22 protein-coding genes are annotated in these 24,768 nt (G+C 42.6%); 16 read left to right on the top strand and 6 right to left on the bottom strand.

All coding sequences use genetic code 11. From position 1 onward, the window contains the following. Nucleotides 1–71: 71 nt before the first annotated feature. From NSQ54_16825 to NSQ54_16805, 5 genes are read left to right on the top strand one after another with little or no spacing between them, the layout of a single operon-like run. Nucleotides 72–1,364, top strand: coding sequence for a sugar ABC transporter permease (locus tag NSQ54_16825; GenBank protein ID WYP28581.1), 1,293 nt, complete (start codon nucleotides 72–74; stop codon nucleotides 1,362–1,364). Between the two features lies 1 nt (nucleotide 1,365). Further along, a complete protein-coding gene (locus tag NSQ54_16820; protein ID WYP25968.1) occupies nucleotides 1,366–2,208 on the top strand; it encodes a sugar ABC transporter permease in 843 nt (280 codons plus the stop codon). 27 nt (nucleotides 2,209–2,235) lie between these two features. Beyond that, nucleotides 2,236–4,293 carry a beta-galactosidase gene (locus NSQ54_16815; GenBank protein ID WYP25967.1) on the top strand — a complete coding sequence of 686 codons (2,058 nt, stop codon included), beginning with the start codon at nucleotides 2,236–2,238 and terminating at the stop codon, nucleotides 4,291–4,293. A gap of 24 nt (nucleotides 4,294–4,317) precedes the next feature. Next, nucleotides 4,318–5,526, top strand: coding sequence for a galactokinase (locus tag NSQ54_16810; protein WYP25966.1), 1,209 nt, complete (start codon nucleotides 4,318–4,320; stop codon nucleotides 5,524–5,526). Between the two features lie 24 nt (nucleotides 5,527–5,550). Further along, nucleotides 5,551–7,065, top strand: a complete 1,515-nt coding sequence (locus tag NSQ54_16805; protein WYP25965.1) for a UDP-glucose--hexose-1-phosphate uridylyltransferase — start codon at nucleotides 5,551–5,553, stop codon at nucleotides 7,063–7,065. A gap of 304 nt (nucleotides 7,066–7,369) precedes the next feature. Here NSQ54_16805 and NSQ54_16800 read toward each other — a convergent pair whose 3' ends face one another. After that, nucleotides 7,370–8,419 carry a hypothetical protein gene (locus NSQ54_16800; protein WYP25964.1) on the bottom strand — a complete coding sequence of 350 codons (1,050 nt, stop codon included), beginning with the start codon at nucleotides 8,417–8,419 and terminating at the stop codon, nucleotides 7,370–7,372. 1,058 nt (nucleotides 8,420–9,477) lie between these two features. On the opposite strand from NSQ54_16800, the gene NSQ54_16795 reads away from it, so the two are divergent. The 4 genes from NSQ54_16795 (at nucleotide 9,478) to NSQ54_16780 (ending at nucleotide 12,406) form a co-directional block, all read left to right on the top strand. After that, on the top strand, nucleotides 9,478–10,203 hold the full coding sequence (locus tag NSQ54_16795; protein WYP25963.1) for an amino acid ABC transporter ATP-binding protein: 726 nt from the start codon (nucleotides 9,478–9,480) through the stop codon (nucleotides 10,201–10,203). Between the two features lie 26 nt (nucleotides 10,204–10,229). Then, nucleotides 10,230–11,042, top strand: coding sequence for a transporter substrate-binding domain-containing protein (locus NSQ54_16790; GenBank protein WYP25962.1), 813 nt, complete (start codon nucleotides 10,230–10,232; stop codon nucleotides 11,040–11,042). Between the two features lie 63 nt (nucleotides 11,043–11,105). Next, on the top strand, nucleotides 11,106–11,744 hold the full coding sequence (locus NSQ54_16785; protein WYP25961.1) for an amino acid ABC transporter permease: 639 nt from the start codon (nucleotides 11,106–11,108) through the stop codon (nucleotides 11,742–11,744). An 11-nt stretch (nucleotides 11,745–11,755) separates the two neighbouring features. Continuing rightward, nucleotides 11,756–12,406, top strand: coding sequence for an amino acid ABC transporter permease (locus NSQ54_16780; GenBank protein WYP25960.1), 651 nt, complete (start codon nucleotides 11,756–11,758; stop codon nucleotides 12,404–12,406). A 17-nt stretch (nucleotides 12,407–12,423) separates the two neighbouring features. Here NSQ54_16780 and NSQ54_16775 read toward each other — a convergent pair whose 3' ends face one another. Both NSQ54_16775 and NSQ54_16770 read right to left on the bottom strand, forming a co-directional pair. Next, nucleotides 12,424–13,323, bottom strand: coding sequence for a response regulator (locus tag NSQ54_16775; GenBank protein WYP25959.1), 900 nt, complete (start codon nucleotides 13,321–13,323; stop codon nucleotides 12,424–12,426). After that, complete coding sequence (locus tag NSQ54_16770; GenBank protein ID WYP25958.1) at nucleotides 13,320–14,603, bottom strand: sensor histidine kinase; 1,284 nt, start codon at nucleotides 14,601–14,603, stop codon at nucleotides 13,320–13,322. The genes NSQ54_16775 and NSQ54_16770 overlap by 4 nt, the downstream gene beginning before the upstream one ends. A gap of 185 nt (nucleotides 14,604–14,788) precedes the next feature. Between NSQ54_16770 and NSQ54_16765 the strand changes: the two genes are divergently transcribed. The 5 genes from NSQ54_16765 to NSQ54_16745 all read left to right on the top strand — a co-directional run bounded on the left by NSQ54_16765 (nucleotide 14,789) and on the right by NSQ54_16745 (nucleotide 19,041). Continuing rightward, the gene (locus NSQ54_16765; GenBank protein WYP25957.1) at nucleotides 14,789–15,952 is read left to right on the top strand and encodes a galactokinase; all 1,164 of its coding nucleotides are present in this window, start codon (nucleotides 14,789–14,791) and stop codon (nucleotides 15,950–15,952) included. Nucleotides 15,953–16,002: 50 nt separating this feature from the next. Continuing rightward, nucleotides 16,003–16,437: a YkvA family protein gene (locus NSQ54_16760; GenBank protein WYP25956.1), complete on the top strand. Its 435-nt coding sequence runs from the start codon at nucleotides 16,003–16,005 to the stop codon at nucleotides 16,435–16,437. Between the two features lie 42 nt (nucleotides 16,438–16,479). Continuing rightward, nucleotides 16,480–16,755 (top strand): hypothetical protein, encoded by a 276-nt coding sequence (locus tag NSQ54_16755; protein ID WYP25955.1) that lies wholly within the window; start codon nucleotides 16,480–16,482, stop codon nucleotides 16,753–16,755. A 111-nt stretch (nucleotides 16,756–16,866) separates the two neighbouring features. Further along, nucleotides 16,867–17,787 carry a glycosyltransferase gene (locus NSQ54_16750; GenBank protein ID WYP25954.1) on the top strand — a complete coding sequence of 307 codons (921 nt, stop codon included), beginning with the start codon at nucleotides 16,867–16,869 and terminating at the stop codon, nucleotides 17,785–17,787. Between the two features lie 21 nt (nucleotides 17,788–17,808). Further along, nucleotides 17,809–19,041 (top strand): glycosyltransferase, encoded by a 1,233-nt coding sequence (locus NSQ54_16745; protein ID WYP25953.1) that lies wholly within the window; start codon nucleotides 17,809–17,811, stop codon nucleotides 19,039–19,041. A 190-nt stretch (nucleotides 19,042–19,231) separates the two neighbouring features. Here the strand turns inward: NSQ54_16745 and NSQ54_16740 are convergent, their stop codons facing one another. Next, entirely contained in the window at nucleotides 19,232–20,578 is a 1,347-nt protein-coding gene (locus NSQ54_16740; GenBank protein ID WYP25952.1) for an IS4 family transposase, read from the bottom strand. 156 nt (nucleotides 20,579–20,734) lie between these two features. Next, nucleotides 20,735–21,847, bottom strand: a complete 1,113-nt coding sequence (gene wecB / locus NSQ54_16735) for a UDP-N-acetylglucosamine 2-epimerase (non-hydrolyzing) (protein WYP25951.1) — start codon at nucleotides 21,845–21,847, stop codon at nucleotides 20,735–20,737. A gap of 172 nt (nucleotides 21,848–22,019) precedes the next feature. Here wecB and NSQ54_16730 point away from each other — a divergent pair, with 172 nt between their 5' ends. Further along, nucleotides 22,020–23,165: a glycosyltransferase gene (locus tag NSQ54_16730; GenBank protein ID WYP25950.1), complete on the top strand. Its 1,146-nt coding sequence runs from the start codon at nucleotides 22,020–22,022 to the stop codon at nucleotides 23,163–23,165. Here the strand turns inward: NSQ54_16730 and NSQ54_16725 are convergent. Then, nucleotides 23,147–24,379, bottom strand: a complete 1,233-nt coding sequence (locus NSQ54_16725) for a glycosyltransferase family A protein (GenBank protein WYP25949.1) — start codon at nucleotides 24,377–24,379, stop codon at nucleotides 23,147–23,149. The two genes, NSQ54_16730 and NSQ54_16725, sit on opposite strands and share 19 nt — an antisense overlap. 119 nt (nucleotides 24,380–24,498) lie before the next feature. Here NSQ54_16725 and NSQ54_16720 point away from each other — a divergent pair, with 119 nt between their 5' ends. Continuing rightward, a complete protein-coding gene (locus tag NSQ54_16720) occupies nucleotides 24,499–24,753 on the top strand; it encodes a DUF2642 domain-containing protein (GenBank protein ID WYP25948.1) in 255 nt (84 codons plus the stop codon). Nucleotides 24,754–24,768: the final 15 nt, after the last annotated feature.

Genomic DNA, 24,768 nt, shown 5'->3' with positions numbered 1-24,768 from the left:
AGTAAGACGTAAGTGAGATCACTTACGTCTTCTTGCTCACATGAAACCAATATAAGAAGGTGTGTGAATTGATCGAATACGAGGTTCAACGCGAGGTTTCAACTAAACATCGAAAACGAGCGCTGGCTCTGTCCATCATTCCAGGATTCGGACAGTTTTATAATCGGCAAATCGCCAAAGGATCTGTGTTCTTTGTTCTCGGGGTTGCCTTTATCATTGTGTTTAAAGACTTGTTTAATATGGGATTTTGGGGATTATTTACGCTAGGTGTTCAAACACCTAGAGATAACTCTGTGTTCTTATTAGCGGAAGGAATCATTGCTGTCATTGTTGCAGTGATTGGGATTATGATCTATTACTTCATGATGAAGGACGCATACGTGAATGGACGGAATCGTGATAAGGGTATTCCACTAAACTCTGTTCGTGCGCAGTATCATCAGCTTTTAGATCAAGGCTTCCCGTACTTAATGAGTACACCGGGCTTTTTCCTACTTATCTTCACCGTAGTGTTTCCAATTTTATTTAGTTTTGCATTAGCTTTTACAAACTATGATCTGTATCATTCGCCTCCAGCGAATTTGTTTGATTGGGTTGGGCTGCAAAACTTTACAAATATTTTTACAGTGGATATTTGGCGTTCTACGTTCTTTGATGTACTTGGCTGGACCATTATCTGGACGCTTGTTGCGACAACACTGCAATGTGCAGTTGGAATCTGGCTTGCTGTTCTTGTAAACCAGAAGGAAATTAAGCTTAAAAGCTTGTTCCGTACAATTCTCATTCTGCCTTGGGCTGTTCCTGGGTTTGTCACAATCCTGATCTTTGCAGGGTTATTCAATGATACATTCGGAGCGATTAATAATGATATTTTCGCGTTTATTGGAATTGATCCTAAGCCGTGGCTGACTGATCCATTCTGGAGTAAGGTTGCGCTCATCTTTATGCAAACCTGGCTTGGTTTTCCTTTTGTATTCATTATGACTACAGGGGTTCTGCAATCGATCCCGCAGGACTTATATGAAGCGGCAACGATTGATGGAGCAGGTGTGATGAGTAAGTTTCGCTTAATTACTCTGCCACTGGTGTTGTATTCGATTGCGCCGATTTTAATTACGCAATATACGTTTAACTTCAACAACTTTAACATTATCTATCTATTTAATGGCGGTGGACCACCAGTATCCGGATCTACTGCAGGTGGTACCGATATTCTCGTTTCTTGGATCTACAAACTGACAATGCAGTCTTCACAATACGCACTGGCTGCAGCGATTACGATCCTACTATCAATCTTTGTTATCGCAATTGCCCTGTGGCAGTTTAAGCGCACGAATTCATTTAAAGAGGAGGATATGATGTAGCATGAATACTAAACAATCAACTAGGCTTCGTGTGAGTGCGACGTACGCGGTACTTGTGGTCGTTGTCGTAGCGATCTTATATCCTCTTCTTTGGGCGATTGGTGCATCCTTTAATCCAGGGAACAGCTTGATCAGTACATCTATGATTCCAAAAAATCCAACGCTCGCACACTATGTGGAGCTGTTTACATCCAATCGAATTCTCTACTTACAGTGGTATCTTAACTCAATGAAAATTGGGCTTGCTACGATGGCGTTGACGTTAGTTCTCGTTAGCTTTACAGGATATGCGTTCTCTCGATTTCGTTTTAAGGGAAGAAAAAATGGCTTGATGCTGTTCTTGCTTTTGCAAATGATCCCGCAGTTCTCAGCACTAATCGCGATTTTTGTACTTGCTCAAATGCTTGGTTTGATCAACAGTCACTTTTTGTTGATCTTGATCTATGCAGGCGGACAGATTCCAATGAACACGTATTTAATGAAGGGATATTTGGATTCCATTCCAAAGGATTTGGATGAGTCGGCACGTATGGACGGAGCGGGGCACTTCAGGATCTTCCTACAAATTATTATGCCGCTAGCAAAGCCAATACTCGCGGTAGTAGCGATTAATTCATTTACAGGTCCACTTGGTGACTTTATTTTAGCGAGCGTGATTGTCCGTACGCCCGAAATGTACACATTGCCAATCGGATTGTATAACTTAGTGTCTGATCCAATGGGTGCAAGCTATACGACATTCGCAGCAGGTGCGTTACTAATTGCGCTTCCAGTTACGATCTTATTCTTAGTTGTTCAAAAGCAGTTTGTCTCAGGTTTAACTCAAGGTGGAACAAAGGGTTAAACGAATTTTACTATAGGAAGTGATACGATGCGTTATCCACTTGTACACAAAAACGTAAAGGGCTTTATGCATGGAGGAGATTATAATCCGGATCAATGGCTGCATATGCCGGAGATCATTGAGGAAGATTATCGCCTGATGAAGCTTGCGAATACAAATACGTTTTCATTAAATATCTTTGGTTGGAGTGCCATAGAACGTTCAGAGGGAGAATTTGATTTTGGTTGGTTAGATGAGATTATGGATCGATTAGCGGAGGAAGGCAGCCACGTTATTCTAGCTACGCCAAGTGGAGCACGTCCGGCATGGATGTCTGAGACATATCCAGAAGTTCTTCGAGTGGAGAAAAACCGTGTGCGTAACTTACATGGGTTGCGTCATAACCACTGCTTCACGTCGCCTGTCTACCGAGAAAAAGTCCGGATCATGAATGAAAAGCTGGCTGAACGCTATGCGAGTCACCCAGCGCTTATCATGTGGCATATCTCAAATGAGTACGGAGGAGAGTGTCATTGTGACTTATGTCAGGATGCCTTCCGCACATGGTTGAAAAAGAAATACAACAACGATCTAGAACAATTGAATCAGGCATGGTGGACTGGATTTTGGAGTCACCGGTTTAACGAATGGTCACAGGTTGAATCTCCAGCTCCGCATGGTGAGAGTATGGTTCACGGCATGAATCTGGATTGGCGCCGATTTGTCAGCGATCAAACAATAGATTTCTTTAAACAAGAGATCGTACCATTGCGAGCAGCAGACGCAAGTATTCCTGTTACTACAAACTTTATGGGGAATTACCCACATATGAGACCGTTTCTTGGAATCGATTATAACAAGTTTGCGAAAGAGATGGATGTGGTCACATGGGATGCGTATCCACCTTGGCATATTGAAGGACAGACAACAACAAAACTAGCATCGGATGTAGGGTTTATTCATGACTTATACCGTTCTCTAAAAGACGGCCAGCCGTTTTTGATTATGGAGAATACACCGAGTCTTGTAAATTGGCATGACATTAATAAACGAAAAGAAGATGGAGTACACGCCTTATCGGCGATGCAGTCGGTCGCACACGGTGCGGATTCGATTCTTTACTTCCAGTGGAGACAGGGGCGCGGGGCGTCAGAGAAATTCCACGGGGCGGTTGTGGATCATTCCGGCACGGAGCACACTCGTGTTTTCCAAGAAGTCTCAAAGCTTGGTGCAGAACTAAAGAGCATTCAACCGATCGCAGGAACAAGCATTAAACCTGAAGTAGCTGTCATCTTTGACTGGGAAAACCACTGGGCGATTGATGACGCGCAGGCATTAAATAATGTAAACAAAAAGTATTCGGAGCAGTGTCAGGCTCATTACCATAGCTTCTGGAAGCAAGGTATTCCAACAGACATCATTACAATGGATAAAGACTTTTCAACGTATAAGGTACTTGTCGGTCCAATGCTTTATATGATTAAACCAGGTGTTGCGAAGCGTATTGAAGCCTTTGTAAAAGCAGGCGGAACATTTATCGCAACATATTGGAGTGGTATTGTTGATGAAAATGATTTATGCTTTTTAGGAGGGTTTCCAGGTCCGCTAAAGAATCTATTAGGTGTGTGGGCTGAGGAGATTGATAGTTTGTATCCGAGTCACAATATCGTTCTCAAAACGGATAGCCAAACCTATCAAGTAACTGATTATTGTGAGCGTATTCATGCTAATGATGCGGAAGTGCTCGCTCGTTTTGAATCAGGTGGTTATGATCAAAGACCAGCTGTAACCGTTAACAACGTTGGAAATGGAAGGGCTTACTACATCGCCTCGTCAAACGAACAACGCTTCTACGATGATTTTTATCAGAAGCTAGCAAAAGAATTAACGTTAAGCCGTGTACTAAACACAGAGATCCCAGAAGGAGTAAGCGTTCAAAAACGTACGGATGGGCAAACAGACTATGTGTTTATCATGAACTTTACAGAACAACCACAAACGCTAGACTTACCACAAGAAGAGAGATTTATAAATATGCTTACAGATAAAAGTGAGCATCGCACACTTACAGTGGAACCTTATCAATACATGATCTTAAAAAAATAGAAAAAAAGACATGCGGGAGTACGAATGACTCCTGCATTCTTTGAATTGATGAAAGGATGGATTTCATTGTCTGAGAAGGAACGAGTAGTGAAGGCGTTTGGTGAGCACTTTGATGGGAACAAGCCTGAGCGTGTTTTTTTTGCACCGGGACGAGTGAACTTAATTGGGGAACATACAGATTATAATGGAGGGTTTGTGTTTCCGGCAGCTCTTACACAAGGGACCTACATGGCTGTTGCGCAACGTACAGACGGGAACTTTAAATTGATTAGCGAAAACATGGAGAACGAGGTTGAATTTAGTGAGGATGATCTCACTTACGATGAGTCTCACTCGTGGGGGAACTATATAAAAGGGGTTCTTCATGCGTTTCAAGAGAAAGGCTACTCATTAAAGGGTGTAAACCTCTATGTATCGGGAAACATTCCGAACGGGGCAGGGTTATCTTCATCAGCTTCTCTTGAAATGGTCACCGCATTTATGGTGTCCGAGCTAACTGGTGCGGGTCTATCGCGCGTAGAATTAGCTAAACTGAGTCAGCATGTTGAGAATCAGTTTATGGGTGTGAACAGTGGAATAATGGATCAATTTGCCGTAGGACTCGGTGAAAAAGAACATGCCCTCTTTATTGATACAGCTACCCTTACTTATGAAAAAGTACCCCTTATACTAGGGGATTATAAGGTTGTTGTTACGAATACAAATAAGCGTAGAGAGCTTGCGGACTCCAAGTATAATGAACGCCGCTCCGAGTGTGAGGAAGGCTTAAGACAACTGAGGGAGCTTGGCCTTCAGATTGAATCATTAAGTGAGTGTTCAGAAACAGAATGGCACGCGCATAAAGATAAAATAGATGACCCAATCATCCGCAATCGCGTCTCTCACGTGATCTCGGAAAACAAGCGAGTGAAAGAAGCAGTACGCGTGTTAAAGGATGGGGAGCTCGAGGCGTTTGGAACGTTAATGGATCAATCTCACGCATCACTTGCCGAAGATTATGAGGTAACAGGTAGGGAACTTGATTACTTGGTCCACGTTCAACAACAGGTACCCGGTTGTATTGGGTCTAGAATGACAGGTGCTGGTTTTGGCGGATGCACAGTCAGCCTGGTACGTGAGGATACACTCGATGCCTTTTTTAAAGAGGTCGCAACGAAATACGAGGAAGAAATTGGTCTGTCTCCTGAATTTTATGTCAGTGATGCAGGTGCAGGGGTACATGAACTTACGTAATTGAAAGCGAGAGGAGAGTTTGTCTTGACGATTCATCAATCAATCGAACGGTTACTAACATTCGCAACAGAGAAGAATCTTCTAGGCAAAGGTGACCGAGTATATGCAAGAAACCGACTACTTGAAGTATTAGAATTAGATGAAGCGAAACCGGAAGACGTTGCTTTTTCCGATGAATGGAAAGTGGCTGAGATCCTTGCACCGATCACAGAGTGGGCGATCCAGAATGAGTTGCTTGAGGACACCGTGATTCAGCGTGACTTGTTTGATACAAAGCTGATGGGTTGTCTGACCCCGTGGCCGAGCGTAGTGACAGCCTCTTTTTATGAAACATACAACTCAAAGGGACCAGCTGAAGCAACAGCGGCTTTCTATGAGCTGTCAAAGGATACAAATTACATTCGTATGGACCGGGTCGCCTTAAACGAATCTTGGACGTCCGTTCAGCCGTATGGCGAGCTTGAGGTGACCATTAATCTGTCTAAGCCCGAGCTTGATCCTCGTGACATTGCGAAAAGTCGAACCCTTGCAGCAAGTTCGTATCCGGATGGATTGCTTCATAAAGAAAACGTGGGCTATGCGGGTCGCTTGAATCACCCGGCTAGGCAAAATCTTCGCCAGGTTCCAATTGAGCTTGGAGGAGAATCGTGGCTGATGCAGTTTTCGCCTTATGTGTACTATCATCAACACGCGATTGTTCTCTCTGAAGAGAAACGACCGATGCAAATCACACAGCAGACGTTTGGACGCTTGCTTGAATTTGTGGAAAAGTTTCCTCATTATTTTATTGGTTCCAATGCAGACCTGCCGATTGTAGGAGGATCGATTTTAACGCATGATCATTATCAAGCGGGGCACTACGAGTTTCCGATGGCGCGGGCGGAGGAGCTAGATACCTTTACCATGCCTTACTATCCTGAAGTAAGAGCGAGTCTATTAAAATGGCCGTTGTCTGTGGTTCGTTTACAAGCGAGTGACCGTCACCGTCTGGAAGTGGCGGGTGCGTATATTCTCGATCAATGGCGGAAGTATACAGATCTTGAAGCTGAGATCGATCAAGAAACAGACGGGGAACCACATAACACGATAACTCCAATTGCAAGGCGCAGGGGCGAGGATTATGAGCTAGATCTGGTGCTACGTAACAATCGGACGACCGAAGAGCACCCACTTGGCTTATTCCATCCTCATGCAGAAGTGCACCCGATTAAAAAAGAGAACATTGGATTAATTGAAGTCATGGGACTAGCGATTTTACCAGGACGTCTGAAGCAAGAGCTTCTGCAGCTAGCTGAGGTGATGGAGGCTGACAAAGTGGATGAAACGCTTGCCGAGCATCCGGAGCTATCGAAGCATGCTGCGTGGGTAGGAGAGTTAGTGAGCAGGCAGTCTTCTGTATCAAAGGAAGAAGCGTTACCTCTATTAAAAGAGGAAGTCGGACATATCTTCTCTCAAGCAATGAGTCACTGCGGAGTCTTTAAGCAAGACGAAGCAGGGGTAAAAGCGTTTAAACGATTTATTGCTGGTTTGGATGAATAGGATGGAATTGCGGAACTGCCACCTTGTGAGAGGGTGGCGGTTTTTTTGAGTTGTGGAAGGAGAAGGAGTTTGATAGCAGCTTCGGCGAACGCTACCTGGATGGGGGCACGCTTTCCATGGGCGGGCGCTAAACTAAACCGGCTGCGCCAGGTTCATTTCAGCTTTGTCCTTTTCTCTCTTAGGAGTCGTTCGCTCGTCTCGTCCGCTTGGTATGATGCATAAATTCATGTTGCTGGATTAGAGCTCTACTTATAGAGAGCTCCGGCCAACTCTAATGTGGGCGTGGCTATCTATCATTTAATCCTCATTCAATTTCGATTGATTTTTGAGTTCGAATTATTGTTTGGTCTCGTATAAAGTAATGAATATTATTATTGGTTCCAATGTATCTTCCTTCTGTTACAGAACCGTCTATTTTAATAGTGCTTACAGGTTGATTAGTAATATTGCTAGCAAAGTTACCAGATAAAATCACTAATATTGGTAAAAGAAGAACGAGTAAGCCACAGATTAATACATAAGTTTTAGGTTTTGCTAATAGACCATCTGTTTCTACAAAAACCTTGCTAATTCTCAGATTGAGGTCTTTAGTAATGATATTTAATAAGAATGAAAGGATTATTGTAAATAAACAGATCAATATAATAGAGGTGATTTGAGTCGTGAAATTTATAAAGGCGACAACTAACATTGCACCAATAATATTTATTGGAAGAGCAACGATCAAGTTTGCATAACTATTCTTATTTGTTTTATTGAGAAAATGAACTATTAGAATTAACAACCAGTAAATGATAATAGCAGATGAAAAGAAGTAAAGGTTTAATTCAGGTGTAGTTATCCGCGTATAAGTAATTGCTAATGTGTAAAGTATACTGCTGTATAACCAAGCGCTAACACCTATTAGTAGATTGTTAACTACATAAAACACAGTAAGAATCATAAAGAAAAAAATTAATCCTAAAATACCTAAAGCTACACCTAAATAATTTAAATCTGTCGTAATAGTGTATGCATTGGTTAATAAAAATGATAAAGCTAGTATAGTGATTACTAAAAAGAACGGCTTCTCAAAATTACTTTTTTCTAATTGGTATACTGAGTAAGTAGCTAAACACAAGAAGGTAATCAATAAAAACAGAATAAAACCACCAACTGCAATTATATGTCCATAAGGTAAAGGTAATGGATTAATTAGAAAATCCATAAATCTAAAATTGTTTCCTAATAAATATGTTGTAATAAGCAAATGACCACAAAAATAGAAATAGCCACCCCCAGCAGCAATGATAAAAGAGAATATAATAGGATTCTTTAAAAGAAAATTAAAATGTTTATTTATCATATTTTTCACGTTTAGCCTCCTAAGTTTGATCTTCTAATTCTTCAATCTCTTCGGTTATCCATTTTCTCCCTTGTGTCGTAGTGACTCTATCGTAATTGAGAGTGTTCAAGAATACAATAATATCTAAGTGACCATAAGCTTTTCAATCTCGACTTAAATCTCTTTATCTACTCCTCGTATTCATAAACCCTCAAAACAAAGCGGACGGGATGGGGAGGCCGACTCCTATGGGAGGAAAGGGCAGGGTCGAAATGAACCAGGCGAAGCCGGTTTAGTTCACCGCCCGCCCATGGAAAGCGAGCCCCCCCATCACGGTAGCAACGGTCGAAGCCCGAACTCTGAGCGTAGGTTCTTTTCTCATTACGTTTGATGCCTTCCCAACTGAATGTATGCATATCTACAGTCAACTTCTTCAGCTGTTTATACAAATCAAAGTGGCATCACGCTGTTAATTTCAACGAAGATATAAAGCTTGGTGGGTAAAGATCAACAAAGAGAGGACTGAATCGACGGAGAGAAGACAGAATCGACGAAGAGAGGACGGAATCGACGAAGAGAATACGTAATCGGCGAAGAGAAGGCGGAATCAACGAAGAGAGGACGGAATCAACAAAGGGAGAAAAGAATCAACAAAGAAGAGTCAGATACCCAACTAGAGGATAAAATCAAAATCCAGGCACAAACCAAATCATTTCTTATTTATATCTACTACCCAAATTTTGTAAATCCTCAAAAAAAAGCGGACGGGGTGGGGAGGCCGACTCCTTTGGGAGGAAAGGGCAAAGGAGAAATGAACCTGGCGAAGCCGGTTTAGTTCACCGCCCGCCCATGGACATGGTGCCCCCATCCCGGTAGCGATGACCGAAGCTCGAATTCCGAACATAGGTTTTTTTGCAATGTTCCATCCGCTAATTATCCTTTTATTACCTTGAAAGCACTTAAAAAGTAAAGTGTGTTAGATTATCTGACAGTGTTTTTTCTGTAGGTTTCTGTAGGATTTACTAGTCATTTCGGTAGGATGCCATTAAGTAACTTTTTGTCATTATAAAAGGTTTGGGGGGAGAGTATTGATCTCTTTTAAAAATGTGAACAAGTATTATGGTGATTTTCACGTGTTAAAGGACGTGAACATCGAGATCGAAAAAGGAGAAGTTGTGGTTGTCCTTGGTCCATCCGGATCTGGTAAAAGTACCATGCTTCGTTGTATCAATCGTCTTGAATTAATTACTGACGGGCAGCTTAATGTAAATGGGTTTGCTCTTCATGATAAAAAAGTCAATATCAACAAAATGCGTCGTGACATCGGCATGGTGTTCCAGCACTTTAACTTGTATCCTCATAAAAAGATAATTGAGAATATTACGTTAGCTCCGAAAAAAGTGTTGAAGAAATCCGATCAAGAGGCGAAACAAACGGCGATGCAGTATCTCAAGAAAGTAGGCATTCCTGAAAAAGCAGAATCCTATCCTTCGCAGCTATCAGGTGGGCAGCAGCAGCGTGTGGCGATCGCACGTGGTCTTGCGATGAAGCCTCAGGTCATGCTGTTTGACGAGCCTACATCGGCCCTGGATCCAGAGATGATTGGAGAAGTACTTGAAGTCATGAAGACATTGGCTAAAGAAGGAATGACCATGGTTGTGGTTACACACGAAATGGGATTCGCCAAAGAAGTAGCGGACCGCATCATCTTTATGGATGAAGGGCGCGTTGTAGAAGAAGCAACTCCGGCTGAGTTTTTCTCAAATCCACGTGAAGAACGTTCACGCAATTTCCTCAGTCGTTTATTACATTAATCTAATTATTGAGAGGGGTAATGAATATGAAAAAGTGGTTGATCGGTTCAGTAGCAGGTGCAATGGTACTCGCATTAGCAGCATGTGGTGGAAACTCAGGGGAAGCATCAGAGGACGGAGAAAGCACACTAGCTAAGATTGAAGATCGTGACAAATTTGTCGTCGGTGTAAAATTCGATACGAATCTGTTCGGTTTAAAGGATCCCGCTTCTGGTGAAGTCAATGGATTTGATATTGATATCGCTAAAGCCATTGCTGGAGATATTTTAGGTGACGAAGATAAGATTGAATTTGTGGAAGTTACGTCTAAGACACGTATTCCACTTTTAAATAACGGAAAAATTGATGCGATCATCGCAACAATGACGATCTCAGAAGAGCGTGCAAAAGAGGTTAACTTCTCTGATGTGTACTTTGAAGCGGGTCAATCGTTACTTGTTGAAAAAGGCAGTGACATTCAAAGCATTGATGATGTAGACGGAGATACAACGGTTCTTGCTGTTAAAGGGGCAACATCTGGAGCAAACTTACTTGAGCTGAAGCCAGAAGCGACCGTTCTTGAGCTTGAAAACTACCAGGAAGCATTCCTTGCACTAAAAGCAGGACAAGGGCAAGCGCTGACTACAGACAACTCCATCCTTTACGGTATGGCTGAACAAGATGATAACTACGAGGTCGTTGGTGGAACCTTCACGGATGAGCCATACGGTATTGCAATTAAAAAAGGCGATGACGAGTTCACAGAGAAAGTAAACGAAGTCCTAGCGGATCTTAAAGAATCCGGCGAATATGAGGCGATTTATGAAGAGTGGATTGGGGAGTCTCCTGAGGGCGAATAAGACTTTTGAACAAGGTGAGAGTGTGAAGCTCTTACCTTGTTTATCAAGCGGGAGGTTTAAGTCATGATTAATTTTTCAATTCTCATTAATTACTTTGATATGTTTTTAGAAGGGTTTAAGATTACTCTTTTTGCTAGCTTTTTAGCATTGATCGGGAGCTTTGTGCTTGGTGCCATTATTGCAATTTTCCGGATTGCTCCATTTAAGCCATTAAACTTCGTTGGTGCGATCTATGTTGAATTTATTCGTAACATCCCGCTCTTGCTGATTGTCTTTGTGTTCTACATGGGCTTTCGTTTAGGAGGGTTTACGGCAGGAACACTTGGATTAATTGTTTACACGGCAGCATTCATAGCAGAGGCAATCCGTGCAGGAATTAAGTCGATTGCAAAAGGGCAAATGGAAGCAGCGCGATCATCAGGCCTTACCTATTTACAGGCGATGTGGCATGTTATTTTACCGCAGGCTGTAAAGATGGTGATTCCGCCGCTTGGCAACCAAACATTAAACCTTGTTAAAAACTCGTCGATCCTCGGTGTAGTTGGGGGATTGGATCTTATGTATTATGGCGATTTAATTAATAGCCAGACATTTGCAGCATTTAGCACTTATATTTTTGTTGGTCTCTTTTACTTGGTGTTAACGATTCCACTTAGTTTTGGCGTTCGTTACCTAGAAAAAAGAGTATCAAGAAGCTACTAGGAGGGGAATAAATGAATTTTGGTGAAGCATTAACAGCATCCAATCTTAGCTATTTATTCGAGGGCTTCCTTGTTACTCTTCAAGTAGCTGGACTAGCTATTGTCTTTAGCTTTATAACCGGAATTATATTAGCCGTGATTCGTTATGCGAAGATACCGGTGCTATCACAAATTGTGGCGGTTTGGGTTGATACGATTCGTAACCTGCCATTACTCTTAATCTTATTCTTTATTTATTTTGCTTTGCCTGAAGTGGGCATCGACATGAGTGTGGTGGCTGCAGCAGTAGTTGGTTTAACTGTGTTTGAAGGAGCGCTCATTTCAGAGATTGTCCGAAGTGGATTAAACTCCATTGACAAGGGACAAATTGAAGCCGCTCGTTCGTCAGGGTTATCCTACACAAGAACCTTATGGCATATCATTTTGCCACAGGCGTTAAGACGAATGGTACCACCGACAGTCAGTCAGTTTATCGCTTTACTTAAGGATACCTCGCTTGCGGTGGTTATCACTCTTCCAGAGCTTATGCACCACGCGCGTATTCTTTATGGTGGGCAATCAAACATTGTTATTGAAGTCCTCTTCATTGTAGCGATGATGTACTTTATTGTGAATTATACTTTGTCATTAATTGCTCGCAGATTTGAAGCCAAATACGTATAAAAAAAGGAGCCAAAGCCTTAGCTTTGAGCTCCTTTCATTTTCTCCTGGGTTTCCCAGAAGAGTACTTGTATGAATTTCTTTACGTTTATTTTCACGCGACTTTGTTCGGTTTCCCTCTCAAGCTCCTGCATACGCAAACGCACATCCTGAAAGTCAAAAAACAGCGGAGCGTAATATTCAAACCTTGGGTTCGCGTAGTCTGTTAAACCAACCGACGCCATATTGGATAATGCGGTTGTCACCGTCCGACGGATTCGCTGTTCAATCGCTTTGCCCTCACGAACTGAATCGACATCTGGCTCGCGTTCCTTGGCAAGTAACGAATAGAGCGTTTTTAACGGAGGGAAGGTAGGGAGCTCGAGTTTAATCAACAATTCGATGGCTCCAAGTAAATCCTGTGAGCCACGCTCGCCAAGCAGGCCCATATCCATTAATAGATTCTGAGCTGTATCTCTGGCAGAATGACTTTTTGTTGATGGAAGCATCATTGGCTGTACTTGTTCTAAGTTTGCAAGGGATTGACGAATTTGAAGAAGGGAGCGATCAACGGTGAACTGCATGTTGATCCGGTTTAAGACCGATTCAACCTCAATCATATTAATCGGCTTATGAATAAAGAACTCAACCCCCATCTTGTAGGCTTCTCCGACCATATCCTTGTTATCGATTTGTGAGATCATCACAAATTTTCCGTTGTACCCTCTCGCTTTAAGCTCGGATATCATTCCAATTCCGTCTAGTTCTGGCATCAGTAGATCAATTAGAACCATATGTGGATTTGTGCTCAGCACCAGTTCAATTCCCTCGGATCCACCTGATGAACTTCCGACGACTGTGCCGAGCATTGCATCTTCAATAATTTGTTCAATCATACGCCTGGTTGCCTTATGATCGTCAATAATACAGTACGAAATCATGAGGAGTCCTCCTGTTTTAATCGGTAAGTTGGGAGAGTCAGAACAAATTGTGCTCCTCCCGTTACAGGTGAGTTCACATCGATGGTTCCTTCAAATGAGGCGGCGACGTGTTTCACATGCGACAAGCCGATTCCTGTAGAGGCTTCGCCGTTCATATGATACTTCGTTGTGTAACCCGCTTCAAACACAAAAGAAACATCCTGCTCCTTTATGCCCTGTCCGTCATCTGTGACGGTGAAAATCGTTTGATCATCTTTTTCCGAAACTTGAATAAAGATGGTGCCCACCTCAGAAATAGCTTCTACTGCGTTAGAGGTAAGATTATTTAACACACTAAGTAAAGCTAAGTGCTGATCCGTTTTATAATCTGTTAATAAGTCCGTTGTAAACGTAATTTCTTTATTTAACCACGTGCTATATGACTGGTTTCCGAGTACCACATAGTGAATGACCTCAGACAAATCCAGTGTAGTAAAGATTTTATTACTATCATGGAGCTTCATTAACCCTGATGTCACCCGTTGTGCATCCTTTTTAATCTCATGTATATTTTCAGAAACAAAGAGGGCTTCTCGGGCCGGTATTGGTAGATTAAGGTCTTGGAGTTTTTGATACAAGCGATAACTCTTACCAGTAATGGATTCAATATCGTTCATCATCTTTTTCATATAGAAGCTTTCTCCATACAACGTGGAGCTGACAGCTAACGTTTGTTCAAAGCGCTTTTGCTGCTCGGCATGTACTGCGCTCATCTGTTGCATTTTCAACCCGCCATACAGCCCAAGTACAAAGTACACTCGAATGGCTGCAACAACAACTAGGGTTAGCCACTCGGTTGCAAGCAGTGGGTTCGTTTGTAGGAAGAAAAATCTAGCATTTATCTCTGCAATATTTGATAAAACATCCACACCAATCACAAAAAGCCCGAATAACAAAAGCTTCTTATCAGGTAGCTTTTTTGGCAGAAAAAACATCCCAATCCCAAACACAAGATAATAAAAGAAGGCTGAGAAGTGGATGGTCCATGCTTCAAAGAACATGGATGGATCATTAATGAATAGGCCGCTAGTAAGAGTCCGGAAAATAACAACGACAAGTCCCGTTACCAAGCCAGTCCAGATATAAGGAAGATAAGGAAATAATAAAAGAAGCAAAAAGAATGCACTACTCCCAAGTCCAAAGCGAAACTCCGTACCAAAAGGGGCAATGCGAAGCTCGCCGCAGATGGCGGTTGCAGCTGCAACAAAAAAAATCGTTAACCAATGTACATTCTTAAACATATGTCACCTACTAAAAACAAAATGGGAAAAGAGCATTTATACAGTATATCAAAAGTAGAGAGATTTAATCCGATTATTTATTTTAAACCGTGCAGAGCTTATCTGTTTCTTTTGTCATTATAACTTGATATTCTTATTATGGTAAGCGCTTACTTTTTAATTGGAATGTTGAGGAGTGGACAACGATGCAAGAACTAATGAACCTACACCGAGAGTTTGAGGCGACCTATAATGGCCTTGCGCCAGAACGAATCTTCTTCGCGCCTGGTCGTGTGAACTTACTTGGTGAACATACAGATTATAATGGAGGATTTGTCTTCCCGGCGGCACTTGAGCTGGGTACATATATGGCGATTCGACTTCGGACAGATGGACAATTTTACTTAACCAGTGCAAACACTGAAGAAAGAGTAGAGTTTAGTGGTAAGGAACTCCTCTATGACGAAGCACATGGATGGGGCAATTATATAAAAGGCGTACTCGCCGCATTTAAGGAAGAAGGATTTCAGCTTCCTGGAGCAGAGATCTTAGTTAAAGGAACCATTCCGAATGGAGCCGGGCTTTCTTCCTCAGCTTCGCTTGAGATGGCAACTGCCTACGCAATCTCAGAAATAACGGGTGCTCACTGGCCTAAGATTGAACTCGCTAAGGTGTGTCAGGCTGTAGAGAACTATTTTATAGGCGTTAAGAGTGGGATCATGGATCAATTTTCTGTAGGAATGGGAAAAAGAGATCATGCCATTTTTTTAAATACAGCAAGTCTTACGTATGACCATGTGCCTCTGGACCTTGGAACGTATCACATGGTGATTACTAATACAAATAAACAGCGTACACTTGCTGATTCCGCATATAATGAACGTCAAAGTGAATGTGCGTGGGCGCTTCGTGTTCTTCAGAATGACGGAGTGATGCTTGAAACCTTAAGCGATCTGACCTCGGCTTCATGGAATGAATGCAGAGAATTTTTACAGGATGAGCTACTTAGTAAACGTGTAAACCATGTTGTGATGGAAAATCAACGAGTGGTTGAGGCAAGGGAGGTTTTACGTTCAGGTGACTTAGATGCCTTTGGTAAGCTGATGAATGCTTCACATCAGTCACTTGCCACCGATTATGACGTGACAGGACTCGAGCTCGACACACTCGTTCGCATCCAACAGAACACGCCGGGCTGCATTGGATCTCGTATGACAGGAGCAGGCTTTGGCGGTTGTACGATAAGCCTCGTGCACGAAGATAACCTAACAGAATTCCGTGAAATAGTGGAGAAGCAATATAAGGATGAGATCGGCTATATTCCTGAATTTTATGTGAGTCGAGCTGGTCATGGTGTACGAGAATTATAATGTGTTCGCGCGTTCTCATGCGGGTATAGTATATGTGGAGGTGTGTTTCAATGAAGAAACGTACTGAACTTGAAGACCCAAACAATCTTGCGGCATACCAAGATGAGTTTTCGGAAGAGTCATTTTGGATGAAGGTTAGGAAATATGCAAAAAAGGTTGGCGCAGCGGGAATTTATACTGTCTTTTTGCTTTACTATACGTTTAGAAAACCGGATCTTCCATTAAAGGCCAGGTCTACGATTCTAGGTGCACTTGGTTATTTTATTATGCCAATTGATTTCATTCCAGATATGACCCCAATCATCGGATATACCGATGATATGGTGGCATTAACGGGTGCACTTCTTTTAGTGGCTGCCTATATAGATGATTCAACAAAGGCTCAGGCACGAGCGCGGGTGCAGAAACTGCTTGGTCAGGATGTTCAGGAAGAGATTCAGTTTGTTGACGAGAAGGTTGATCAGAAGTCTTCCACTTCCTCGTAAGCCCAAAAGTTTGCTACGATAAGAGGGGGAGGGTGAGAATAAATGGAACGGATTATTATTCTTATATTAGCTATTGTTGTCGTCGCTCAATGGATTGTGATTAAAAACCTTCGCGCTAATCAAGCGAATCGCTCCACTCATGAACGATCTGAAGAGACTGACCGGAGAATCTCGCAAGACGTACCGTTAAATGATCGGTTACGCCAACTGCTACGTGAGGGACAAAAGATTAAAGCAATTAAAGAACTGCGTACCGTTCACCCGATTTCTTTAGCAGAGGCGAAGAGATACGTTGATGAACTGGAACGAAATGGATAAAAAACTCGGCATTCGTTTGAATGTCGAGTTTTTTTGTGAACAAGGGTCATGGTTGAATCCATAAAAGCACCATAGACATACCATGAATAAGGCTGGTTGGGAGGGAGAGTTGTGAAGGTACTATGGATTGCAAAGGATACATCCACGTATCTTGATCGTAATTACTTTTATCTTGAACAGGAGCTTGTAAGGAAAGTGGAGCTTGTTACGTGGAGACAATCTGGTCACATTCGCCAAATTCTTAAGAGCTTGGCGTGGAGGCCTGATTTTATCTTAATCGTTCAAGACATAGGTCCCCGTTTTGAGCCGATTATTCACGGGTTACATGAGGTAGGCATCCCTTCGGCGGTGTTTATAAACGATGTTCACAGGTTTAAAGAGGAAAGAAGATTATTTTTAAAAAAGCATCGTCACACGTTTTTGTTTAGTGTGACAAGGGATGCCTGCATGAAGACATACCCTGAATACGCCAATCGAACAGAGTGGTTTCCTCACTTTGTAGAACCATCCGTCTTTTATGATCGAAAATGTAAAAAGCAGCTGGGTATCCTTTTGCTTGGTAAAATTAACGAGGTGTATCCATTTAGACAACATGTAGAGAAGATCTTCCGCACACACCCTGAGTTTACAACGAGGCCACATCCAGGGTATGAGCATTTTCCCCTTGAGACCTCTACACCGGTTGGGCACTCCTACGCGCAATTAATCAATCAGTCTAAGCTTTTTATCACCTGTCCTTCGATTCATGTATATCCAGTGAAAAAATATTATGAAGCGCTTGCGAGTAGCACTCTTTTAGTGGCACCTAGTTTTACGGAGCTTGAGGATCTTGGCTTTGTGCCAGGAGTTCACTTTGCGGAAGCGACTGAGAGCACCGTCCAAGCGGTAGTTGAGTATTATGTAACTCATGAGAAAGAGCGACAAGTCATTGTGAAAAGCGGGTACGATTTTATTCACCGTACACACACAACGTCTATTCGTGCCAATCAGCTTATTCAAAAAATGAAAGAGATAAAAGAGATTATCACTTAACGAATTGGAGGGAGGAATCACATGCCGAAAGTATGTATTCTTGTTCATACGCACTCTTTTTTAGATACTCGTATTTTTCAGAAGGAAGCAAAATCACTTAAGAAAAATGGCTATGATGTGGTTATGATTGTACCTCGAATTAAGGGGAAGCTTTTTAAAGTGAACAAGGAGCCATTTGAATCAGAGCTGCTTGAGAAACGCTTTACCTATGAGGGAATTGAGATTGTCACCTATGATTTTGAAACGTTTAAACCAACTGTGGAGCATATGCATGAGCAGATTAAGGACCCGGCTATGCTTTTTACGAACCCGCTTGTTGAGCTGGGATTAAAGGAAAAAGCAGATGTGTATCATGCGCATGAGGTGGGTTCATTGTTTGCAGGGATTGGTATTAAACGTAAGCTTGCCCAAACGGGTGTGTCAGTCCCACTTATCTTTGATAGTCACGACCTAATTCCTGATCCGTTTGACATGAGCCCACGACTGGTTGCCATGGGGAAGCTTCTTGATGATTTATTAAAAGAAATTGACCATCTAATTACCGTCTCACCTTCTATTAAAGCCTACTATATTACAAAGCAGCCTCTTCTTCCGATCGATATTTTATACAACTCTCCACCATTAAATGAAGCGTACAAACCAAAAGGTAAGAAGGATAAAAAGCTGACAGTTGGATATGAGGGTCACATTGCGGATAAGAAAAAAGGAAGTAGTGACAAGATCTTTGAAATGACTGCAAATGCCGCGAAGGAAATCGATGAGTTTACCTTTAAAATCATCGGTGGTGTGCTGCATCACCAGACATTAGACATTCCAGAAGAGGTGAAAGACCATATTCACCTGACTGGCTGGGTTCCGTTTGAGCAGATTGCGTCTGAGATGGCCGACGTTGATATTGGCTGGATCGATTTTGAAGATTTGAATCATTCATTAAACCGTTCATATGCCTTGCCAAATAAGTTTTTTAGTTACTTGAACAATGGCATACCAGTCATTGTGAATAAGCTACATGATATGGAACAATTTATTCAGACACATCAATGCGGAATTGTGTTAAACAAGCAGCATGCAACGGGCGCTGATTATGCGGAGGCGGTTTTATACCTACATCATAATCGAGATCTGCTTGAGCAAATGAGTGCAAATGCACGAGCAGTTGTGGAAAAACTATATAGCTGGGAGCAGATGGAGAAACGAATGCTCCAGATCTACCAAACCCTTTTGTCAAAGCAGTCTCCGAGTTTTTATCTTTAATTGAAAAAGGGTTCCGCTCCAGTGCAGTGGGAACTCCGCTTTCCATGGGTACGGCCCATAGCCGTCAAGTTAAGAAAGGAAAAAGAAAGAGCTCATCCTTTCTCTTGTAGTGGATCTAGTATTTTCCATCAGGGTACGTATGGGTAGATTGGCTCTTTTTCTATTTTTTTTTGCACCGGATTCTACCGTTTTACTCCACACGCGCATGTGTTTCATAGGCGATCTGTAAGATGTCATAGGGACTTTGATGGCGGTGGCGATGGTCTTTTCGTCCATGTCGGTAAATGCTCTCGTAGATATTTTCTAGAACGTCTTCTAATGAAGAACGATGATAGAGAGCGTATCCTTTTGACTCTTCTATAGCCCTTTTGGCATGATGGATACACTTGTATTCACTGCCTTCGAGGTGGTGCTTTTGATGAAGATAGAACCGGCATTGAAACGCCACCATCGAGGAAAGCAGAATGTGTATAAGTTTCCCATACATGTGGCAGAGAAACCGATCTGGATTCATCGCGCGCACGTGATCAATGGCGAAAAGGGATTTCCACGTTTTGAAAAGAATCTCGACTTGCCAGCGTAAGGAATACATCGGATACAATGCTTGCACATCCATTTCTTCCTGTGTTAGGTTAGTGGCAAGGATTTGGGTATGATCCTTTTTGTCGGCGGATTGGGTATGACCCCCTTTCCGTCTTCTTTTTCGTAAACCGGCTTTCCTCTTGTTTTGTTGATCCTCTGTCAATCGTTGCACGATGACACGGGTTTGAAGGGTGTTCTTTCCTTTGACCCCTAATTGGATGACCCCATAATCTTTGATCGCTCCCGGTTCTAGCTGCTTCGCATCTTCTTCTGGTTTGATTTGGATTCGTTCCCCTTGATCATCTCTAGTCCAATAGGTCATATTGGCCGGCGTCCGCGTGATATAAGAAGCGCCTGCACGATCGATTTGTTTCAAATGGTCGCCAGAAAAGTAGCCGAGATCACGGATGATCAAATCACCTGGTTGAATCGTATCGGCTAATGCATAGGCGGCGTGATGGTCACTTTCTCTTGAACCGGAAAGTAAGGTATGCAAAAATTTCCCCTCATATAGCTCATACTCTAAATGAATTTTCGCTCCATCTGAAGAAGTACCATCTTTCTTTGGTCGTTCAAATGAAGTCGCATCTAAGATGCGGATCCGAGAAAACGGGGTCTCAGGAAGAGGTGGCATGGCCATCAACTCTTGTTTGGCCGCCAATTGAAAAAACACATGCTTCAAAAAAGCCGCTCCTTTTTCATCGAAGCGTTGATGTAAGGCTTGTTTGGAAAGGTGGGTATTGGATTCACGTGAAAGAGCCCCGCAAAGCTGTGTTAACTCTGTCGCACCGACGGGTTGAGGAAGAAAGGAACAAATACTTAGGAAATCCTCAGGTTTTAATTTCTTTAGACGCTGTACAAACCCAACATCTCGGGCAGATTGGCGAAGGTTCGGTACAGATAAAACGTCCAACACGGTTTTCGCAAACGTACTGAACTCCTCTTTTAAAGACACAAACGATCCCTCCCTAGGACTGGTTAAACCCCCATCCTAACGAAGAATCGTCTATAGTTAAACCGATTTTACTTAACTTGACGGCTATGGGCCGTTCCCGTGGAAAGCGAGGGATTCTCCTGTAGCGGATTTGGTGCTATGTTCGTGTTTTACTCGCTACATTAATGTTATGTCCCCGCCTCTATTTTTAGTTATTGAGTTATTTAAATGCTTCTTAATAAGCTCACACATCTGCTTGGCTGATTGCCCGTCCCCAAATAGTGGTGGGTGAGTGGGAGGAACCGTCACTTGCTTCACTGCTTGAATCATGGCTTTTTCGTCGCTTGCATCAACAAGCTGATTCCAGCCCGTTCGAACAGTATCAGTCCATTCTGTTTCATCTCGTAATGTCACACACGGGACTTTAAGCATATACGCTTCTTTTTGAATCCCGCCAGAATCGGTCAAAATCGCTTTAGCCTGACTCATAAGAGAAAGCATATCAAAATAATGCAGGGGATCAATCAGGTGAATATTTTTCGCTTTAGCCAGTTTAAGCTCCGTTAGCATTTTTTTTGTTCTTGGGTGAAGAGGTAAGATAACTGGCAGGTCTACCTGTGCAAAAGCATTCATAATGGCCGTGAGCTTTTGGGGTGAGTCTGTATTTTCCGCTCGATGAATGGTCGCAACATAATATTTCTTCGGTATAAGTCCTCGTTTAAGTAGAATTGTGGATTGTTTATTGGCTTCATACCGGTGGTGAAGAACGGCATCATACATGATGTCGCCTGTCGTGTAAACGCCTTTTTGAATGCCTTCTTTCGTAAGCTGATCAGCAGCTTCCTGCGATGGGCAAAAGAGTAATGTAGAGAGATGATCGGTTAGAAGCCGATTGATTTCCTCGGGCATCCGCCTGTTAAAGCTTCTAAGGCCAGCTTCCACATGTATGATGGGGATGTGTAGCTTTGAAGCAGCCAGACTTGCAGCTAGTGTGGAATTTGTATCGCCATATACGAGCACGGCATCAGGCTTTTCTTTGAGTATGATGGCTTCAATCTTAACAAGCATGGCTCCCGTTTGTTCCGCGTGTGTTCCTGAGCCAACACCAAGATGGTATTGCGGTTTTTGCATTTGAAGCTGATCAAAAAAGATATCAGACATGTTGGCATCATAATGCTGTCCCGTATGAACAACAATTTCATTCATATCAGGATCATTCTGAAAGCAAATCGATAGCATACATGCCTTTACAAACTGGGGCCGTGCCCCGATGACAGTGAGTATTTTCATATTATCCTCCTATCGAACGCACCATTTTTCTCTACTTATCATTCGATAATAAATAATATGTATCTAGCTTGTTCATGCCACGACGTTTGCTCGGGGTCTTGGGTAGGAAGTTAGAGGAGGATGGTTGTAATTGAGGGGAAAGGTCTGCTTTCTAGTGTCGGAGCATCCGTTTTTGGACGCAAGAATCTTTTATAAAGAGGCGAAAAGCCTGGTGCGAAATGGGTTTGAGGTCGCACTTATTGTACCGAGAAAGCAAGGGTATTTGTTTGAGCCTAGTGGAAAATGGCTAGAGGATACATTTTTAGAAACATTCTTTGTCTATGAAGGCGTTCGATTTGTTACGTATGAGCAGGAGCCGGTTGCTAAGCCCATAGCTCATCAGCTTCATTACCTTCAAACAGGTCAAGTGGATCCATTTTCTTCAAAGCTTAGAGAGCTTGGTGCGCGGGAATGTGCTGATATCTATCATGCGCACGAATTAAGTTCGTGTTATGAGGCAATTATGATTAAACGCAAATTGAAAGAGCAAGAGAAACACTGCCGCATCATCTATGACAGCCATGAGCTAGATTTGGACCCACGCGATCGCTCCATCAGTCGACTGAGGCATCAACAGCTCAAACAGCTTTTAAGAGAAATGTTTCAAACGGTTGATGCGGTTATTACGGTTTCGCCAAAGATCGAGTTAGAAATCCAACGCTTGTGTTCAAATGTTCGGACACTTGTTTTATACAATGCACCTCCGCTTTCTCCTTGGCAGGAGGGGGATTCGACTGGGGCACCTTTAGTGTTAGGTTATGTAGGAGCAATGAATCAGCATAAAGGCAGTATGGAAAAGCTTTATGAGATTCATCGGTTAACGCGTGTTTGGGATCTTCACATTAAAGTCATTGGTGGCCCGTCTGGTCAAATGGACTCAGAGCGTATGAGCTGGAGCGGCTGGGTTCCGTATGATGAGCTTCCAGCCGTCCTTGATACAGTTGATGTTGGATGGATTGATGTGGATGTGTCTACATCACTTAATCGTGAGTATTCGTTACCTAACAAGCTATTCAGTTATTTTGAACGTGGCATCCCACCTATTGTCAATCGATGTGTGCAAATGAAAGAATTTATTCAGGAACATGACTGTGGCTTTGTTATGGATGCAAAAGAGGCGAGTGCTACAGATTATGCAGCACTGCTCCAGAAACTGAACGAAGATCGCTCTCTTATTCTAAGAGCGGGGAGAAACGGAAGAAGAATTATGGAGGAACGATATAGCTGGGGTCATATGGAGAGCCAGTTAGTGTCGTTATATCATTCACTTTTATCTTGATCTAGATTTTCTAAATGCTTTAAGAAACCATCCCACTTGGCATGGTTTTTTTGCGTGATGCTATCTGGGTGGTTCCGAACATTGTAGAAAGTCTGGTCTACATAATGAAAGGGGCCAACCTCAAGGAGCCTATACAAAACCGCTACATCCTCGTATAATCGTCCATCCTCGTATGTGAGTTCCGGAAATCCGCCTATCTTTTTTAAGGAGGCTGTGCGATATAACCGTGGACCAAGCGGGTGTCGATAGGTCAATAGCTCTGCCTTTGACTCAATCGGTTTGCCTTTGGCGATGTCTTTGTACTGAAGTTCATGGCTGGTGCTGTTCCATCTTCTGAAGTTTCCATAGAGAAGGGGTGAATCCTCAGGCCAAGCTACAAGGCTCTCACTTATTTTTGTAAACGCATCAGGGTCGAGCCAATCATCAGGATCAAGCTCTAAGATGAACGGCGTACGAATTTGAGTTAATCCTTCATTTAAGGCACAAGCCTTACCGCCATTTTGTTTTAAAAAGTGAATCTGAAGGGCTGGGTGCTTCCATGCTTCAAGGTGTTCTCTTGAGGAATCTGTTGATGCATCATCAATAACGATGATTTGCTTCGGAACAAATCTTCCCACAAGGCACGACGCGATGGCCGCATCCACTGTATCTGCATGATTATAATGAGCCATAAGTACGGTCACTGGACAAGTGAGTTGGTCCCTAGGACGTTCATATGCTGCCAAAAACGCCTGCTTTGCTCGCTCTGTGGTAGGCAATCGATTTGGAGGCAGTCTGGTTAAAGGGTGAAAGGAAATGTCCTTCGGTAAATGATTCAGCCAATACGCAAGAAATGCCTCTTTGAATGGGAGATAACGAGTTTCGGGAAAAGGAGAACGAGTCCATGCTTGTTTTTGAAGCCAGACTTGCTCCTCGTTACCGCTAACCATGACTGTGGAGACTTCATAGTTTGAAGCGTGTGCACCTGAGTAAAGAATCAATGCAGAATGAGTTGGGTGTTGAGAGTGAAGAAGTTCATTCACTTGTTGCCCCAGATTCTTCGGTTTCACTTTTAGAAGATGAACATCATGTGGAAGAGAGGGAATCTTTTCTGGTGAAGTATGGATCAGCCAAATTGACTGTTGTTGATTAGAAAGCGCACGAATGGAAGTAAGGGTTGCTAACACTGTATGAAAGGGAGGGCGGTAGATAATGAGTATTAACAATTGATCCAAATAAGAGACCTCCTTATATGAAGCAGGCGAGCATGGAATTTTGGAACCACAAGGACAATGAAACAAGCAAATTCTCTTCTTTTACATCTACTAAAGAAGATTGTGAAAGGAGGGAGAGCATGTTTTTTATCCGTATGTGGTTCTTGCTTAAAACATTCTTCATCATCCTGCTTTGGCCATCGTCCATCGATAAAACAACCACTAGAAAAAGGTTACTAACCTTACTAGTAGGAGCGGACGTAGAAGTTCTTACAACATTTGGATATGTATCTGGTCGTGTTGTCAGTGTGAAAAAAGATTATGTGGTTCTAATGGATGCGTTGGATACAGAGATTTTTGTTCGAATCGCTAAAGTTGAATCAATCCGTACGTAAAACGGTAGAGAGGAG

Origin of the sequence: Alkalihalobacillus sp. FSL W8-0930 (assembly GCA_037965595.1) — a bacterium.
Classification (GTDB): Bacteria; Bacillota; Bacilli; order Bacillales; family Bacillaceae_D; genus Alkalicoccobacillus.
Note: the sequence above shows the minus strand (reverse complement) of the source record. Positions and strands in the feature narration are given on the sequence as shown.

Excerpts from the sequence above, each read along its gene's own strand:
- NSQ54_16820 (WYP25968.1), top strand. The coding sequence starts at position 1,366 with ATGAATACTAAACAATCAACTAGGCTTCGTGTGAGTGCGACGTACGCG.
- NSQ54_16815 (WYP25967.1), top strand. The coding sequence starts at position 2,236 with ATGCGTTATCCACTTGTACACAAAAACGTAAAGGGCTTTATGCATGGA.
- NSQ54_16810 (WYP25966.1), top strand. The coding sequence starts at position 4,318 with ATGACTCCTGCATTCTTTGAATTGATGAAAGGATGGATTTCATTGTCT.
- NSQ54_16790 (WYP25962.1), top strand. The coding sequence starts at position 10,230 with ATGAAAAAGTGGTTGATCGGTTCAGTAGCAGGTGCAATGGTACTCGCA.
- NSQ54_16785 (WYP25961.1), top strand. The coding sequence starts at position 11,106 with ATGATTAATTTTTCAATTCTCATTAATTACTTTGATATGTTTTTAGAA.
- NSQ54_16780 (WYP25960.1), top strand. The coding sequence starts at position 11,756 with ATGAATTTTGGTGAAGCATTAACAGCATCCAATCTTAGCTATTTATTC.
- NSQ54_16775 (WYP25959.1), bottom strand. The coding sequence starts at position 13,323 with ATGATTTCGTACTGTATTATTGACGATCATAAGGCAACCAGGCGTATG.
- NSQ54_16770 (WYP25958.1), bottom strand. The coding sequence starts at position 14,603 with ATGTTTAAGAATGTACATTGGTTAACGATTTTTTTTGTTGCAGCTGCA.
- NSQ54_16765 (WYP25957.1), top strand. The coding sequence starts at position 14,789 with ATGCAAGAACTAATGAACCTACACCGAGAGTTTGAGGCGACCTATAAT.
- NSQ54_16760 (WYP25956.1), top strand. The coding sequence starts at position 16,003 with ATGAAGAAACGTACTGAACTTGAAGACCCAAACAATCTTGCGGCATAC.
- NSQ54_16755 (WYP25955.1), top strand. The coding sequence starts at position 16,480 with ATGGAACGGATTATTATTCTTATATTAGCTATTGTTGTCGTCGCTCAA.
- NSQ54_16745 (WYP25953.1), top strand. The coding sequence starts at position 17,809 with ATGCCGAAAGTATGTATTCTTGTTCATACGCACTCTTTTTTAGATACT.
- wecB (WYP25951.1), bottom strand. The coding sequence starts at position 21,847 with ATGAAAATACTCACTGTCATCGGGGCACGGCCCCAGTTTGTAAAGGCA.
- NSQ54_16720 (WYP25948.1), top strand. The coding sequence starts at position 24,499 with ATGTTTTTTATCCGTATGTGGTTCTTGCTTAAAACATTCTTCATCATC.